This is a genomic window from Rhizobium sp. CG5 (genome assembly GCF_023701945.1).
Lineage (GTDB): Bacteria > Pseudomonadota > Alphaproteobacteria > Rhizobiales > Rhizobiaceae > Allorhizobium.
The window spans coordinates 172,178-188,480 of record NZ_JABAEF010000005.1 but is presented as its reverse complement, the minus strand read 5'-3'; the positions used below and the strand labels follow the sequence as shown (position 1 = coordinate 188,480).

The window sequence follows — 16,303 nt, the reverse complement described above, 5'->3', positions numbered from 1 at the left end:
GATTAGTCGATGGGCGGAAGGTCTACGGATTTCAACCGGCAGGCATTGCGGTCGACCTCAAGGCAGTCGCGAAAGGTCAGATCCTTGGTCAGGCAGATGCGGATCTCGTCAAGTTTGCCGCCATCACAGGTGACCGCGATGCCGCGCTTGCCCAGATCGGGATTGGCGGCGACGAGAATGCTTTCGATCTGCTCGGTGCCGAGCCTGGTCGAGGATTTTCCGGTCTTCAGGGCGGCCGGGATGTTGATCCGCTCATAGGCCATCCGGGTAACTTGAAAATAATCCTGCTGGCTGAGGCCGGAGCAGGTGCCGTGCTTGCGCCATTCGTGGCCGATCAGGCCCATGCCGGGCATGATGTCGAACAGCGACCGGCCGAGGCTGTCGGGCACCCGTTCCTGTCCGCCACTGCTGCAGAATTCCGGGTAACCGGTTTCGTTCTGCGGCCAGAGGCCATGCACGATCAGCCCGTAATCGGCAGTGCCGCCGCATTGCTGGCGATTGCCGCGGCCTTCCTCCGATCCGCAATAGGTCGGCGACCACGACAGCGACAGCACGTAGAAATCGAATCCCTTGCCGCGGGGAACGGCGGCCGGGCGAGGCGCTGGCGTAGTCTCGCCTGCGATCGGCTTGGTCGGTATCGCGGTGTCGCGTGGCACAGCCATGTTGAGGTGCGTATTCGCTCCCTCCCGCAGTCCATAGACCGCCGCGGCAATGGCAAGTGCTGCAAGCGCGATCAGGCCGCCATAGCGGGGCAGGCCATTCACCGCAGCGATGCGCAGGCCGCGCCGTAGATATGCGAGGGATCAAGACCGCTGGCGCAGAACTCCACGCCGGATCCGAAGCCCGCCTGGGCCATGTTGCTCTCGATCAGATAATAGAGCTGGCGGGACACGCCGTCGCTGGTAACGATTTTAGCGCTGCAATGGCGCCGCTCGACCGAATGGGTCTTGTCGCCGCGCATCAACTGGTCTTGGCGCGGGGTGCCGAAATCGGCAATCGTCAGCCTTGGGGCGAGAAAGGGACCGTGGCTCTCCGCAAACCGGGTCTTGACGGTCCACAGCACCCAGGAATCGGTGCATTTCGGCGTCCAGTCGCCGGCATGGGCCGGTGCGGAGGCGGCAATCATGGTTGCGGCGATCACGACGGCGTTGACAACAGATCTGGCGGACATGGCAGGTTCTTTGAGTCTCCCTGGTTTCGGCGGAGGATGTTGGCAAAGGCCGACGCGGTCAAGGGCGGGCGAGGCGGCAACAGGTCTCAATCTTCGCCGCGCAGCCAGAAGCAGCGATGCGAGGCATAGCGATCCTGGGCCGTGGCCTGTTTCAGCACCGGCAGCATCAGATGCATCTCGTCCTTCAGGGTGAAGGGTGGATTGACGATGATCAGCCCCGAGCCCGACAGGCCGCCCTCGCGGTCGCTGCGCACATTGAGTTCGGCGCACAGCATTTTCGGAATGTCGAGCGCCTTCAGCGCCGCGTGGAATTCGGCCAGCGGCGCGCCCTTCTTGATCGGATACCACAGGCAATAGGTGCCGGTGGCAAAGCGCCGGCAGGCCTTCGCCAGCCCCTCCACCATCCGCTCGTATTCGTTCTCGACCTCGAACGGCGGATCGACCAGCACGATGCCGCGCTTTTCCTTGGGCGGCAGATGGGCGCCGAGCGACAGCCAGCCGTCGAGTTCGGTGATGCGCACCTGGTAATCGCCTTCGAACAGGCGGGCCAGCGTCCGGCAATCCTCGGGATGCAGTTCCATGGCCGACAGGCGGTCCTGCGGGCGAAACAGCATGCGGGCAAGCTTTGGCGAGCCGGGATAGAGCGTGATCGGTCCGTCGGGATTGAGTTCGCGCACGGCGTCCAGATAGGGCGCCAGCAGCGGCGCCACATTGGCCGGCAGGTCGGCTTCCATCAGCTTGCCGATGCCCGTCAGCCATTCGCCGGTTTTCTGCGCCTCGTCGGACGACAGGTCGTAAAGGCCGATGCCGGCATGGGTATCCAGCACCCGGAACGCCTTGTCCTTCTGCTGCATGTAGACCACGAGCCGCGCCAGCACGGCATGCTTCAGCACATCGGCGAAATTGCCCGCGTGGTAGATATGGCGGTAGTTCATGTCGAATTCCGATGGCTGTGATGATTTGTTGGAATGGGGCTTTTGAGCTTTGTCAGCTTGTCCTATACAAAAGCGATGAACATAGCGACACCCATCAAGACGCTGAGCCCCGGTCATACGACCTGTCCGCATGACTGTCCATCCACCTGCGCGCTGGAGGTCGACCTGACCGAGGACGGCCGCATCGGCCGGGTGCGCGGGGCTGCCGACAACAGCTACACGGCCGGCGTGATCTGCGCCAAGGTGGCGCGCTATGCCGAGCGCCTCTATCACCCGGATCGGCTGATGGTGCCTCAGCGTCGCAAGGGCGCCAAGGGATCAGGCGCCTGGCAGGAGATTTCCTGGGACGCGGCGCTCGACGAGATCGCCAATGCCTTTGTCGCCGCCGAGCAGAAGCATGGCACGGAGGCGATCTGGCCCTATTTCTACGCCGGAACCATGGGCCAGGTGCAGCGCGATTCCATCGAACGCCTGCGCCATGCCAAGCGTTATTCCGGCTTCATGGGCACGATCTGCACCAACATGGCCTGGACCGGCTATGTCATGGGCACCGGCATGCTGCGCGGCCCCGACCCGCGCGAAATGGCGAGGACCGATTGCGTGGTCATCTGGGGCACCAATGCGGTCGCCACCCAGGTCAATGTCATGACCCATGCCATCAAGGCCCGCAAGGAGCGCGGCGCCAAGATCGTCGTCATCGACATCTACGACAATCCGACCATGAAACAGGCCGACATGGCGCTGATGCTGAAGCCCGGCACCGATGCGGCGCTGGCCTGCGCGGTCATGCATATCGCCTTTCGCGACGGTTATGCCGATCGCCCCTATATGGCAAAATACGCCGACGATCCGGCCGGCCTCGAAGCGCATCTGGCGACCCGCACGCCGGAATGGGCCGCCGCGATCACCGGTCTGTCGGTCGAGGAGATCGAGGCCTTTGCCCGCCTGGTCGGCACGACGAAAAAGACCTTCTTCCGGCTCGGTTACGGCTTTACCCGCAGCCGCAATGGTGCAGCGTCCATGCATGCCGCCCTGTCGGTCGCAACGGTGCTCGGCTCCTGGCAATATGAAGGCGGCGGCGCCTTTCATTCCAACAGCGATATCTTCCGGCTCAACAAGTCGGAACTGATGGGCACAGGCTATATGGATCCGTCGATCCGCATGCTCGACCAGTCGCAGGTCGGCCGCGTGCTGACCGGCGATGCCGTCGCGCTGCGCCACGGCGGGCCGGTGACGGCCATGCTGATCCAGAACACCAACCCGGTCAATGTCGCGCCCGAGCAGCGGCTGGTGAAGCAGGGTTTCCTGCGCGACGACCTGTTTGTCGCCGTGCACGAGCAATTCATGACCGAGACGGCAGAATTGGCCGATATCGTCCTGCCCGCCACCATGTTCGTCGAGCATGACGATCTCTATCGCGGCGGCGGCCAGAACCATATCCAGCTTGGTCCCAAGCTTGTCGAGCCGCCGGCAACGGTGCGCACCAATCTCTTCGTCATCGAGGAACTGGCCAAGCGCCTCGGCGTCGCGGACTATCCGGGCTTCGGCCTGACCGAGCGCGAGCATATCGACCATATCCTGACAGCCAGCGGCCGCATCGGCTTCGATGCGCTGCTGGAAGACAAATGGATCGATTGCCAGCCGGATTTCGACGAGGCCCATTACCTCAACGGCTTTGCCCATGCCGACGGAAAATTCCACTTCAAGCCGGACTGGGCCGGCGGGCCTGCCCCCAATCGCCCACCGGCCTCGGTCGGCATCCTCGGCCCGGTCGCCGCGTTTCCCGCCTTTCCCGATCAGGTGGATGTCATCGAGCTTGCCGATGCGCAGCACCCGTTCCGGCTGGCAACCTCTCCGGCCCGCAACTTCCTCAACTCGACCTTTGCCGAAACCCGCAGTTCGGTGCAGAAGGAAGGGCGTCCCGAGGTGATGGTCAGCCCCGCCGATGCGCTCGCGCTCGGCGTCGAAAGCGGCGATCTGGTGCGCATGGGCAATGACCGCGGCGAGATCCGCATTCATGCCCGCGTGACCGATGCCGTCAAGCCGGGCGTTCTGGTCGCCGAAGGCCTGTGGCCCAACAAGGCCCATGTCGACGGCGAGGGCATCAATGTGCTGACCGGTGCCGATCCGGTCGCCCCGCATGGCGGTGCCGCCTTCCACGACAACAAGGTCTGGCTGACGAAAGATCCGGCGTGAGCAAGTTCGACAGGACGACCATCAAGATCGTTGCCGACGAGACCTTGTCCAAGGGCTGGAGCCACCTGCGCAAGGTGACGTTCGACTACACCAATGATGCGCAACAGACCCATCGGCTGACCTGGGAAGTGTTCGACCGTGGCGAGGCGGTTGCCATGCTGCTGTTCGATCCGTCCCGGCAGACCGTGGTCATGGTGCGCCAGTTCCGCATTCCGGCCTATGTCAATGGTGATCCGGCCTTTCTGCTGGAAGTGCCGGCCGGTGGCACCGAAGGCGGCGATCCGCTGGCTGCGGCCTGCCGTGAGGTGCTGGAGGAGACCGGCTACCAAATCGATGCGCCGCGCCACCTGTTCAGCGCCTATATGTCGCCGGGTTCGGTGACCGAGAAGGTGCATTTCTATTATGCGGCGGTGAGTGCAGCCCAGAAGGTCGAAACCGGCGGCGGGCTCGAAGACGAGCATGAGGACCTGGAACTGCTGGACATCGATCTGGATGCGGCGCTCGCCATGATCGCAACCGGCGAGATCTGCGACGGCAAGACCATCATGCTGCTGCAATGGGCTTCTCTCAACCGCGCCAGCCTGTCCGGCGCTGAGTAGTCGCGATCGCGGGACTCTGCCTTGCCGCTGGGGCCAGATCGGCTATTACTGCAAACGGTACGCAGAGGGAGGGCTATTGCATATGAGAAAAAACCCCTTCTGGCCTGCCGGCCATCTCCCCCACAAGGGGGGAGAAGGCCCGGGGAAACCGCTCGGTTCTATTCTAGGCGGCGAGTTCGCGGCTGGGTTAAGCCCTCCCCCTTGTGGGGAGGGTTTGGGAGGGGAATCGTTTCATATGCGATAGCCCTGACGCAGAGGAGAGAACGGCATGGCGGATCAGCAGCGCAAATGGGCCTTGGTGACGGGTGCGACCGGCGGTCTCGGCCGCGCCTTTGCGCAAGGGCTTGCCCGCCGCGGCTACAGCCTGGTGCTGAGCGCCCGTCACGCCGACGCGCTTGAGGCTCTGGCCAGTGAGATCAGGTCGACGCATGGCGTGGAGGTGGTGACGCAAGCCATCGATCTGGGCGATCCGGGGGCTGCACAAGCCCTGAAATCCGCCATCGACAGCCGGGGTATCGCCATCGAAACCCTGATCAACAATGCCGGCTTCGCCGTGCATGGCCGCTTTGCCGACCAAACCTTAGACCGGGTCACCGGCATGGTGGACGTCAACATCCGGGCGCTGACGGAGCTCACCCATCTCTATGCCGGTGACATGGCGACGCGCGGCGGTGGGCATATCCTGCTGGTCGCCAGCACCGGCGCCTTCCAGCCGATCCCCAATTATGCGGTCTATGCCGCGTCCAAGGCCTATGTGCTGTCCTTCGGGCGGGCTCTGCATCAGGAATTGCGCCGCCGCAAGGTCGTGGTCACGGTGCTGTGCCCAGGGCCCACCGCGACCGGATTTTTCACCGCCGCCGGCCACCGCATCAACGCTCTTACCGCCGCCGCCATCATGCAGCCGGAACCGGTCGCAGACATCGGCCTCAAGGCCCTTTATGCGGGAAAACGCGATGTCGTGGCGGGGCTGATGAACCGGCTCACCGCGTTCTCGACGCGGTTCATCCCCACAGCGCTGCTGGTGATGGGAGCCGGTTACTTCATGGGCAACCGCATATGATCGGCGGGTTCAGGCCGAAATCAGCGTGGCCAGCGGATCGCTGGCGGATCCGCTGCGGCTGACCGTGCCGTCGGCCGCCATGGCGACCGTGCCGTCCGACAACAACTGCAGTGCCGTCGGATAGATCCGGTGTTCGACGGTCAGGACGCGCGCCGCCAGGCTGTCTGAAGTGTCGCCCGGCAGGACCGGCACGACGGCCTGGGCGATGATCGGCCCTTCGTCCATGCCTTCGGTCACGAAATGCACCGTGCAGCCGGCCACCCGCATGCCGGCCTGAATCGCACGGTCATGGGTATGCAGCCCCGGAAACAGCGGCAGCAGCGACGGATGGATATTGATGATCCGGCCTTGGTAAGCACGGATGAAATCCGCCGAGAGCAGACGCATGTAGCCGGCAAGGCAGATGACATCGGGCTTCAGGTCGGCAAGGGCGGCCAGCACGGCTGCTTCATGCTCGGCCTTGCCGGCATAGGATTTGCGCTCGAAGGCAAACGTCGCAATGCCTTCAGCGGAGGCCTTGGCGAGACCGCCGGCCGAAGCCTTGTCGGAGATCACCGCGACGATCTCAGCCGGAAAATCGGCCGCTTTCGAGGCTTCAAGCAAGGCCATCATGTTCGATCCGCCGCCGGATAGGAAGACGACGACGCGCTTGCGGGTTAGGATCATAGGCCGAGCTTGCCCTTGTAGATCGTGCCGGCAGCGCCGTCTTCGCGCACCACCATGCGGCCGAGGCGGGCGACGGTCTCGCCTTCGGCCTCAAGGGCCGCCGTCACGGCATCAGCGTTTTCAGCCGAGACGACGACGATCATGCCGACGCCGCAGTTGAAGGTCCGCAGCATTTCGTTCTGGGCCACGCCGCCGGTGGCCGCAAGCCAGGAGAACACCGCCGGAACCGTGATGCTGTCGAGATCGATCTCGGCGGCCAGATGTTTGGGCAGGACGCGCGGAATGTTTTCCGGGAAGCCACCGCCGGTGATGTGCGCCAGCGCCTTCAGGGCGCCCGTCTCGCGGATCGCCTTCAACAGCGGCTTCACATAGATGCGGGTTGGCGTCAGCAGGGCCGCACCCAGCGTCGTCTCGCTGGCAAAGGGGGCCGGCGCGTCCCAGTCGAGGCCGGAGAGGGTGACGATCTTGCGCACCAGCGAAAAACCGTTGGAATGCACGCCGGACGAGGCAAGGCCAAGGATCACGTCGCCTTCGGCAATGTCGCCGGCCGGCAGTAATTGCCCGCGTTCGGCAGCCCCGACCGCAAAGCCGGCCAGGTCGTAGTCGCCGCCCTTGTACATGCCGGGCATTTCGGCCGTTTCGCCGCCGATCAGCGCGCAGCCCGCCTCAAGGCAACCGGCCGCGATGCCGCCGACGATCGCAGCCCCCTGGTCGGGATCGAGCTTGCCGGTGGCGAAATAGTCGAGGAAGAACAGCGGTTCGGCGCCCTGCACCACGAGATCGTTGACGCACATGGCGACGAGATCGATGCCGACCGTGTCGTGGATGCCGGCATCGATGGCGATCTTCAGCTTGGTGCCGACGCCGTCATTGGCGGCCACCAGGACCGGATCGGTAAAGCCGGCGGCTTTGAGGTCGAACAGGCCGCCGAAGCCGCCGATCTCACCGTCGGCGCCGGGCCGCCGCGTCGATTTGACGGCAGGCTTGATCTTCTCGACCATCAGGTTGCCGGCGTCGATGTCGACCCCCGCATCGCTATAGGTCAGACCGTTCCTTCCAGACTGGCTCATCCGCGTCACTCCGTGGGCTTTCCGAATATCGGCTGGCAATTGCATGAGAGCGGCCGATATGCAAGCAGGATGGCGGCCGTTTGGCGCTTTTCCGGCGTTTTGTGACGGGTCGTTGCCCTGTCGGCCGGGCGGATTTCCCCATGTCAACCTCCTGAACCTTCTTTCCGCGCGGCCCGGTTTGCTGCTATGGGTGCAGCGCAGCGCCGGTCGAGGGGCTTTGCGACCCAAGGAAGGAAAGAGCGAAAATGGTCCATCATATCAGCGCCTCCGGTTTGCGCCGTCAGCTCCTGTTCTGGGTCGCGGCACTTGCCATCCTGGCCGTTTTCCTGCTGTTGTTCCGCACCATCCTGCTGCCCTTCATCTGCGGCATGGCGCTGGCCTATTTCCTCGATCCCGTCGCCGACCGGCTGGAGCGCATCGGCCTCAGCCGTCTGATGGCAACGGTGGTCATTCTGGTGACCTTCATCGTGGTGTTCGTTCTGGCGCTGATGATCATCATTCCCGTGCTGGTGACCCAATTGAACGAGTTCATCCAGCATATTCCAGGCTATATCACCGACCTGCAGAGCTTCATCTCCACGTCGAATGCCGCCTGGCTGCCGGAATGGCTGAACAGCCAGGTCGGCACCATGAAGGAGAATTTCTCGAAACTTCTGACCGAGGGCGCCGGCTTTGTCGGAACGCTGTTTGCGCAGATCTGGAATTCCGGCAAGGCGCTGGTCGATATCGCCTCCTTGCTCGTGGTGACGCCGGTGGTGGCCTTCTACCTGCTGCTTGACTGGGACCGCATGATCGCCAAGGTCGACAGCTGGATCCCCCGCACCCAGGTCGCGGCGGTGCGCGAAATCGCCGGCGACATGGATCGCACCATTGCCGGTTTCGTGCGCGGCCAAGGCTCGCTCTGCCTGATCCTCGGCATCTATTATGCCGTCGGCCTGTCGCTGATCGGCCTGAATTTCGGCCTGCTGATCGGCTTCTTCACCGGCATGATCAGCTTCATTCCCTATATCGGTTCGACGGTCGGCCTGATCCTCGCCGCCGGCGTGGCGCTGGTGCAGTTCTGGCCGGATTATGTCCACCTGATCATTGTCGTGGCATTCTTCTTCTCCGGCCAGTTCATCGAGGGCAATATCCTGCAGCCCAAGCTGGTCGGCGAAAGCGTCGGCCTGCATCCGGTCTGGCTGATGTTCGCGCTGTTTGCCTTCGGCGCCCTGTTCGGCTTCATCGGCGTTCTCGTCGCCGTTCCGGCCGCGGCCGCCGTCGGCGTTCTTGTCCGTTTTGCCCTGGCGCGGTATCTTGAGAGCGATCTTTATTATGGGCAGGTGACGATCATCGACAATGACGCCCAGCCGCCGCGCATCACCGAGAAATGAATGAGTGACATCAAGAAGCTTGTGGCGGAACGGGAGGCCGGCGAACAATTGCCGCTGGTCTTTGGCCATGCGGCGGCATCGGGCCGCGACGATCTGCTGGTCTCCGACCGGCTGGCCGCAGCCGTTGCCATCATCGACAGCTGGCCGAACTGGCCGTCGCCCGTCGTCATCCTGACGGGACCTGCCGGGTCCGGCAAATCCCATCTGGCGGAAATCTGGCGGCACTTGAGCGGCGCGCGCGACATCCGTCCGGTCGAAGGAGCCGCCGCCGCGCAGGAAGCGGCGCGCGGGCCCGTGCTGTTCGAGGATGCCGATCGCGACGGTTTCGACGAGGTCGAGCTTTTCCACGTCATCAACAGTGTACGGGAAAACGGCCAGAGCCTGCTGATCACGTCGCGCAGCTGGCCGCTGTCCTGGCCGGTCGCCCTGCCGGACCTGCGCTCCCGCCTGAAGGCGGCGACCATGGTCGAAATCGGTGAGCCGGACGAAGATTTGTTGTCCCAGGTGATCGTTAAACTGTTTTCCGATCGCCAGCTTAATATCGATGACAAGATTGCCTTCTATATCGTTCAGCGGATGGAGCGGTCGCTGGCCGCAGCGCAAGACATCGTCGATCGGATCGACCGTCTGGCGCTGTCGCGGCGGACAAAGATCACGCGGTCTGTGGCGGCCGAGGTCTTGAACCGCCTCTATCGGCAGGACGAGCAGGATTGAGTGGCGACCGGATTGAGTGTCACAGTGGCGTCGTCATATTGTTATAATGGGCCGGTGAAGGCTAACGAAGGGCGGAAAAATGGATTCGGTTGCAACTGAGACGAACTCCGACGGCATCGAGGAGAGCAAGGTACAGGACGATCTCCTCTCCAGTCCTGCCCGGTTCATCAATCGGGAGTTTTCCTGGTTGCAGTTCAACCGCCGCGTTCTGGAAGAAACCCTGAACACCGCTCATCCGCTGCTCGAGCGCATCCGCTTCCTGTCGATCTCCGCGGCCAATCTCGACGAGTTCTTCATGGTGCGCGTTGCGGGTCTGGAAGGCCAGGTCCGCCAGAACATCACCGTGCGCAGCCCGGACGGCCTGACGCCGGCCGAGCAGCTCGAAGACATCCTGAAGGAAATCGACAATCTTCAGATGGAACAGCAGGCTTCGCTCGCCGTGCTGCAGCAATATCTCGCTAAGGAAGACATCATGATCGTCCGCCCGGGCGCTCTGTCCCAGGAGGATCGCACCTGGCTGGAGGCCGCCTTCGAGGACTCCATCTTCCCGGTTCTGACGCCGCTGTCGATCGATCCGGCCCATCCGTTCCCGTTCATTCCCAATCTCGGCTTCTCAATGGGCCTGCAGCTGGAAAGCCTGCGCGGCCGCGAGCCGATGACGGCGCTGTTGCGCCTGCCGCCGGCGCTGGATCGCTTCATCCGCCTGCCGGACGACAAGAACACCATCCGCTACATCACCCTTGAAGATGCGGTCGGCATGTTCATCCACCGGCTTTATCCGGGCTACGAGGTCAAGGGCTTCGGCACGTTCCGCATCATCCGTGACAGCGATATCGAAGTCGAGGAAGAGGCCGAGGATCTGGTGCGCTTCTTCGAGACGGCGCTGAAGCGCCGTCGTCGCGGCTCGGTGATCCGCATCGAGACCGACAGCGAAATGCCGGTGGCGCTTCGCCAGTTCGTCGTGCATGAACTGGGGGTGCCCGACAATCGCGTCGCCGTTCTGCCGGGCCTTCTGGCCCTCAACACCATCTCCGAAATCGCCAAGGCGCCGCGCGACGACCTGCGCTTCGAGCCCTATAATGCCCGATTTCCCGAACGGGTGAGAGAGCATGCCGGCGACTGCCTGGCGGCGATCCGCGAAAAGGACATGATCGTCCACCACCCCTACGAGAGCTTCGACGTGGTCGTGCAGTTCCTGCTGCAGGCCGCCCGCGATCCGGACGTGCTGGCCATCAAGCAGACCCTTTACCGCACCTCGAACGACAGCCCGATCGTCCGCGCCCTGATCGATGCGGCGGAAGCGGGCAAATCTGTGACCGCATTGGTCGAGTTGAAGGCCCGTTTCGACGAGGAGGCCAATATCCGCTGGGCGCGCGACCTGGAGCGCGCCGGCGTGCAGGTGGTGTTCGGCTTCATCGAGTTGAAGACCCATGCCAAGATGTCGATGGTGGTGCGCCGCGAAGACGGCAAGCTCAGGACCTATTGCCACCTCGGCACCGGCAATTATCACCCGATCACCGCCAAGATCTATACGGACCTGTCCTTCTTCACCTGCAATCCGAAGATTGCCCATGACATGGCCAATGTCTTCAACTTCATCACCGGCTACGGCGAGCCGGAAGAGGGCATGAAGTTGGCGATCTCGCCCTATACGCTGCGGCCGCGCATCCTCAAGCATATCGAGGAAGAAACCATCAATGCCAAGGCCGGTCGCCCGTCGGCGATCTGGATGAAGATGAACTCGCTGGTCGATCCGGAGATCATCGACGCGCTGTATCGCGCCAGCCAGGCGGGCGTCGAAGTCGATCTGGTCATCCGCGGCATCTGCTGCCTGCGCCCGAAAGTGCCGGGCCTGTCCGATCATATCCGCGTCAAGTCGATCGTCGGACGCTTCCTGGAGCATAGCCGTATCTTCTGCTTCGGCAACGGCCATCGCCTGCCGTCGGAACATGCGCTGGTCTATATCGGCTCGGCCGACATGATGCCGCGCAATCTCGATCGCCGCGTCGAGACGCTGGTACCGCTCATTAACCCGACCGTGCATGAGCAGGTGCTTTCGCAGATTATGCTGGGCAATCTCATTGACAACCAGCAAAGCTACGAGATATTGGCCGACGGAACCTCGCGGCGCATGGAAGTGCGCGCCGGTGAGGAACCGTTCAATGCGCAGCACTATTTCATGACCAATCCCAGTCTTTCGGGACGCGGTGAATCCCTGAAATCGAGCGCGCCGAAACTGATTGCCGGAGTGATTTCCGGCCGGAAAAACTAAGCTGGAATTTTATGACCAGATCTGAAGCTCAGGGGCGTTTGCCTGGCATCGCCCCTGTCTCCGTCATCGATATTGGCTCCAATTCGATCCGTCTTGTCATCTATGAGGGCCTGTCACGGGCGCCGACGGTTCTTTTCAATGAAAAAGTGCTGTGCGGCCTGGGCAAGGGCCTGGCCACCACCGGCCGCATGGACGAGGACGGCGTGCAGCGGGCCCTGGCATCGCTGCGCCGGTTCGGCGCCTTGTCGCGCCAGGCCCAGGCGACCGCGATGTTTGTCCTGGCGACGGCGGCGGCCCGCGAGGCCAGCAACGGTCCGGATTTCATCGCCAAGGCCGAGAGCATTCTCGATCACAAGATCGAGGTGCTGACGGGCGAGGAAGAGGCCTATTATTCGGCGCTCGGCGTCATCAGCGGCTTCCATGAGCCGGACGGCATTGCCGGCGATCTGGGCGGCGGCTCGCTGGAACTGGTCGACATCTCGGGCACCAGCATCAGCCAGGGCATGACCCTGCCGCTCGGCGGCCTGCGCTTGTCTGAGACGGCCGGCGGCTCCCTGCCGAAGGCCAGGGCGCTGGCCCGCAAGCATATCGGTGCCGCGTCCATGCTGGAAAAAGGCGCCGGACGCACCTTCTATGCCGTCGGCGGCACCTGGCGCAACATTGCCAAGCTGCATATGGAAATCGGCAAATATCCGCTGCACATGATGCAGGGCTATGAATTGTCCGTCGAGGAAATTACCCGCTTCCTCGACGAGATCATATCGGGCGCCAATGCCCGCGATCCGGCCTGGGCGACCATTTCCAAGAGCCGCCGCGCCCTGTTGCCCTTCGGTGCCATCGCGCTGCGCGAAGTCGTCGAGGCGATGAAGCCGCGCAGCGTCAGCTTTTCCGCCCAAGGGGTGCGCGAAGGCTATCTCTATTCGCTGTTGTCGGAGGAGGAGCGCACGGTCGATCCCCTGCTGGCTGCTGCCGACGAACTGGCGATCCTTCGGGCAAGGTCGCCGGAACACGCCCGCGAACTGGCCGACTGGACCGGCCGCATGATGCCGTTCTTCGATGCGGCCGAGACCGGCGAGGAGGTGCGCTATCGCCGCGCCGCCTGCCTGCTGGCCGATATCAGCTGGCGCGCCCATCCCGATTATCGCGGCCTGCAGGCGCTCAACGTCATTGCCCATTCGTCCTTTGTCGGCATCACCCATCCCGGCCGCGCCTTCATTGCGCTGACCAATTACTACCGCTTCGAAGGGCTCTATGACGACGGCCGGACAGGACCGCTGGCCGCCATCGCCACCGATCGGCTGCTGGAACGCGCCAAGCTGCTCGGCGGGCTGCTGCGGGTTGTCTACCTGTTCTCGGCCTCCATGCCGGGCATCGTCCACAACCTGACCTTTGCCCGCGCCGCGCGCCCGGATCTCGATCTGGAATTCCTCGTGCCATCCGCCTATCGCGATTTTGCCGGCGAACGGCTCGAGGGCCGGCTGCAGCAACTGTCAAAGTTGACCGGCAAGCGATTGGCGTTCCGGTTCCAGTAGCGTGTCGTTTGCAGGATCGCGTGCCTCCGTTTCGACCGGAAGCTGTCAGCTCTAGACCTTTTCGAGAGCCACGACGTCGAGCGGCTGATCACGTCCCTTCAGCATGTAGGTGCCGAGTGCCTCTGACCTGATCCCGGTGGGCAGGAAGGTGAGGCCGAACAAATCGCTCGACATCAGTACCGGGCGGTTGAGCGACTTGCAGAGGGCCTCAAGCCGCGCGGTGGTGTTCACCACATCGCCGAAATAGGTGATCTTGTGGTGGTCGACGCCAATTTCGGCCGTGACGACACTTCCGCCGTGCAGCGCCGCCCGCAATTGTGGCACAAGCCCGTGTTCTTCCCGCCAGCGGTCCGCATCGGCCTCGAATTGCCCAAGGATGTCGAAGACGCAGGCGACGCTGCGACCGGCATTGTCGCAACGTCCGGAGGTCGCGCTTGATTGCAGCGGCCATGTGATGATGGCGGCATCCCCCACATAGTCGTCGATCGCGCCGCCATGGCGGCTGACAGGCTCGCTGATGCCACCGAAGATCGCACCGATGAACTCCTGCGCCTTGAGGTCACCAAACGTCTCGGCGTAACTCGTCGAGCCGACGACATCGATGAACAGGAAGATTCGATCCTCTTGGAGCGGACGTCGATAGCGGCCGGTCAACAGGCTGAGGAAGACGTCGCGCCCCAACAACTGGCGGATCCGCATGACCGAGATGCCCAGGAAGAACAGGATGAGTGTGTAGGCCAGCGTCTTCGGGGGGATGATCAGCACATTTTTCCACGGAACGGCGATTTGCCCGGTTCCTTTCAGCAGCACCCCAGCCGCAGCAAAGCCCAGGCCGGTCAAAACGAAATAGATCAGGATCGTCGAGAGGAAATAGGTGGGTGTCGGCAGGCGCCTGATGTGGGCATGAAGGCGGCGCAATATGAAACCACGTTCAAAGACGATCAGCGGCATCACGCAGAAATTTGCAAATACCATGGCGACAACATAGCCGTTGCTCATGTTGAAAACGAACATGTAAAGTATGCCACACAGCGAAATCAGGGCGATCATTAATGCCCAGCGCAGTTGCGACGATCTCAAAACATCCAGGATGCCCCTGCGGCATTGGTCAATCATGGCTAGTCACGCGGATATATTGCTTCGGTACGTTGTCCGAACAATAGCGCCTTTGCGAAACCGGGCAAGAGCAGCCGGAACGTCGGCCAGAGGAATGCCCAGGATTGGCATCCGTATCCGGATCATTCCATACATCGAGACGGTGCGGACTGGCTTTGAGTTCTCTCAATGGGGCCCGATCATGCAGAAAGGGGTGCCGGCCACCAGGCCGCCACCCCATCTACAGGTGAGTTATGCTCACTTGGCGGCGAGGAATTCGCCGACTTCGAGCAGCACGAACTCGTTGTCATCTGCCTTGTCGAGCGCCCGGCCGGCCGAGAACGGCAGGTTGTTGTCATTGCCGACGACGATATGGGTCGGGTCGATGACATCGACATTCTCGATGGTGACGAACGGCATGTCGTAGAAACCGTCGCCGCCGCCCTGGCGCTTCTTGTTGTCCGGATCGGCGATCTTCATCAGGTCGATATAGCCGATCTTGCGGGCGGCCTTGCCGACATTCTCGTCGGTCAGCTCGATCTTGTAGATGTGCTTGTGCTTGGCGGGAACCGCAAAGCAGGTCGGCTCCGGCTTCTTCGGATCGGCGCAGGCGTGGTCGGCAGTGCCGGCGCCATTGTCGCGCTCGATGACCAGCGCCGTTGTGGCGTCGATCATGTTGAAGTCGCCGATCGCCTCGCCGCCTTCCGACAGCGGATAGAGCCAGGAGCGACCGGTCCAGGCCTTCGAAGCAACGTCCAGCTCGAGGATGCGCAGCGCCGTCAGGCCGTCGGCCTTTTCGACCGAGCCGTCTTCGAGATAGAGCGGGCCTTCCAGCAGACCATAGAGCTTGGCGCCGTCCTTGGACATGGCGAGACCTTCATAGCCGCCCGAGCGCTTCAGGTTGAAGGCCGGCATTTTGGCCGTCGGATTGGCCGGAACCACCAGGGTGGCATTGTCCGGTGACTTGACGTCGGTCTCGCCGGCCTTCGTGGCGATCACGTCGGTCAGCTTGCCGTCCTTGCTGAACTTCAAGAGGTAAGGGCCGAATTCCTCGCCCACCCAGAAACCGTCGGCCACCGGCTGGATCGATTCGACGTCGAAATCGGCGCCGGTCAGATAGCGCTGTTCAGCACCTTCCATGACGATCGGGAAGGGCGCCTTTTTGTCCGGGTCGGACAGGAATACGGTTTCGATCGGCTCGACCTTGCCATTGTCCCAGTCGAACTTGATGTGATGCAGCATCAGCATGGAGTCGCTGGAATTGGCCTTGGAGCCGAAGCCGTTGTCGGACAGGCTCCAGAACGTGCCGTCGTCCATGGTCTTGATGCCGGAAAAGCCCTGCATGGCCTGGCCGTCGAACGGCATGGAGAGACCGGTGGTGCGAACGCCGTCCTTGCCGGGCACGGTGCCGAGCGCATCGGTGCGCTTGCGGTCGGCCGTGGTGAACTTGCCCGAGGTCTGGAGATGGGCCGGCGCATCGGCCGGAGCCTTGATGATGCTGTTGGCCGGCAGGATCGCATGGGAGACGAGCTTGGCCGGGAAGGCCTTCTCCTCGGCAAGCACAGGGGCAGCGATAAGGAGGCAAAGCGAGACGGAGGCGAAAAGAGCTTGTTTCATAGG

Annotated in this window: 14 protein-coding genes; 7 read left to right on the top strand and 7 right to left on the bottom strand. The window is 62.9% G+C overall.

Annotated features, from left to right (window positions below; genetic code table 11):
• Positions 1-2: 2 nt before the first annotated feature.
• From HGO38_RS10660 to HGO38_RS10650, 3 genes are all read right to left on the bottom strand, one after another.
• Positions 3-755 (bottom strand): ribonuclease T2 family protein, encoded by a 753-nt coding sequence (locus HGO38_RS10660; RefSeq protein WP_250956002.1) that lies wholly within the window; start codon positions 753-755, stop codon positions 3-5.
• A 5-nt stretch (positions 756-760) separates the two neighbouring features.
• Entirely contained in the window at positions 761-1,171 is a 411-nt protein-coding gene (locus HGO38_RS10655; protein WP_250955858.1) for a hypothetical protein, read from the bottom strand.
• Positions 1,172-1,257: 86 nt separating this feature from the next.
• Entirely contained in the window at positions 1,258-2,106 is an 849-nt protein-coding gene (locus HGO38_RS10650; RefSeq protein WP_250955857.1) for a 23S rRNA (adenine(2030)-N(6))-methyltransferase RlmJ, read from the bottom strand.
• A 33-nt stretch (positions 2,107-2,139) separates the two neighbouring features.
• Between HGO38_RS10650 and HGO38_RS10645 the strand changes: the two genes are divergently transcribed.
• From HGO38_RS10645 to HGO38_RS10635, 3 genes are all read left to right on the top strand, one after another.
• A complete protein-coding gene (locus HGO38_RS10645) occupies positions 2,140-4,302 on the top strand; it encodes a molybdopterin-containing oxidoreductase family protein (RefSeq protein WP_250955856.1) in 2,163 nt (720 codons plus the stop codon).
• Positions 4,299-4,901, top strand: coding sequence for an NUDIX domain-containing protein (locus HGO38_RS10640; RefSeq protein WP_250955855.1), 603 nt, complete (start codon positions 4,299-4,301; stop codon positions 4,899-4,901). The genes HGO38_RS10645 and HGO38_RS10640 overlap by 4 nt, the downstream gene beginning before the upstream one ends.
• A 268-nt stretch (positions 4,902-5,169) precedes the next feature.
• The gene (locus HGO38_RS10635; RefSeq protein ID WP_250955854.1) at positions 5,170-5,961 is read left to right on the top strand and encodes an SDR family NAD(P)-dependent oxidoreductase; all 792 of its coding nucleotides are present in this window, start codon (positions 5,170-5,172) and stop codon (positions 5,959-5,961) included.
• A 9-nt stretch (positions 5,962-5,970) separates the two neighbouring features.
• On the opposite strand, the gene purN is transcribed toward HGO38_RS10635, so the two are convergent.
• On the bottom strand, positions 5,971-6,627 hold the full coding sequence (purN, locus tag HGO38_RS10630) for a phosphoribosylglycinamide formyltransferase (RefSeq protein ID WP_250955853.1): 657 nt from the start codon (positions 6,625-6,627) through the stop codon (positions 5,971-5,973).
• Positions 6,624-7,697, bottom strand: a complete 1,074-nt coding sequence (gene purM / locus HGO38_RS10625; protein WP_250955852.1) for a phosphoribosylformylglycinamidine cyclo-ligase — start codon at positions 7,695-7,697, stop codon at positions 6,624-6,626. The genes purN and purM overlap by 4 nt, the downstream gene beginning before the upstream one ends.
• A 245-nt stretch (positions 7,698-7,942) precedes the next feature.
• Here purM and HGO38_RS10620 point away from each other — a divergent pair, with 245 nt between their 5' ends.
• From HGO38_RS10620 to ppx, 4 genes are all read left to right on the top strand, one after another.
• On the top strand, positions 7,943-9,070 hold the full coding sequence (locus HGO38_RS10620; RefSeq protein ID WP_250955851.1) for an AI-2E family transporter: 1,128 nt from the start codon (positions 7,943-7,945) through the stop codon (positions 9,068-9,070).
• Positions 9,071-9,784: a DnaA regulatory inactivator HdaA gene (hdaA, locus tag HGO38_RS10615; RefSeq protein WP_250955850.1), complete on the top strand. Its 714-nt coding sequence runs from the start codon at positions 9,071-9,073 to the stop codon at positions 9,782-9,784. It begins immediately after the preceding gene.
• Positions 9,785-9,863: 79 nt separating this feature from the next.
• Complete coding sequence (locus tag HGO38_RS10610; protein WP_250955849.1) at positions 9,864-12,056, top strand: RNA degradosome polyphosphate kinase; 2,193 nt, start codon at positions 9,864-9,866, stop codon at positions 12,054-12,056.
• 11 nt (positions 12,057-12,067) lie between these two features.
• Positions 12,068-13,588, top strand: coding sequence for an exopolyphosphatase (gene ppx / locus HGO38_RS10605; RefSeq protein WP_250955848.1), 1,521 nt, complete (start codon positions 12,068-12,070; stop codon positions 13,586-13,588).
• Positions 13,589-13,639: 51 nt separating this feature from the next.
• Here ppx and HGO38_RS10600 read toward each other — a convergent pair whose 3' ends face one another.
• On the bottom strand, positions 13,640-14,602 hold the full coding sequence (locus HGO38_RS10600; protein WP_250955847.1) for an adenylate/guanylate cyclase domain-containing protein: 963 nt from the start codon (positions 14,600-14,602) through the stop codon (positions 13,640-13,642).
• A 339-nt stretch (positions 14,603-14,941) separates the two neighbouring features.
• A complete protein-coding gene (locus HGO38_RS10595; protein WP_250955846.1) occupies positions 14,942-16,300 on the bottom strand; it encodes an esterase-like activity of phytase family protein in 1,359 nt (452 codons plus the stop codon).
• Positions 16,301-16,303: the final 3 nt, after the last annotated feature.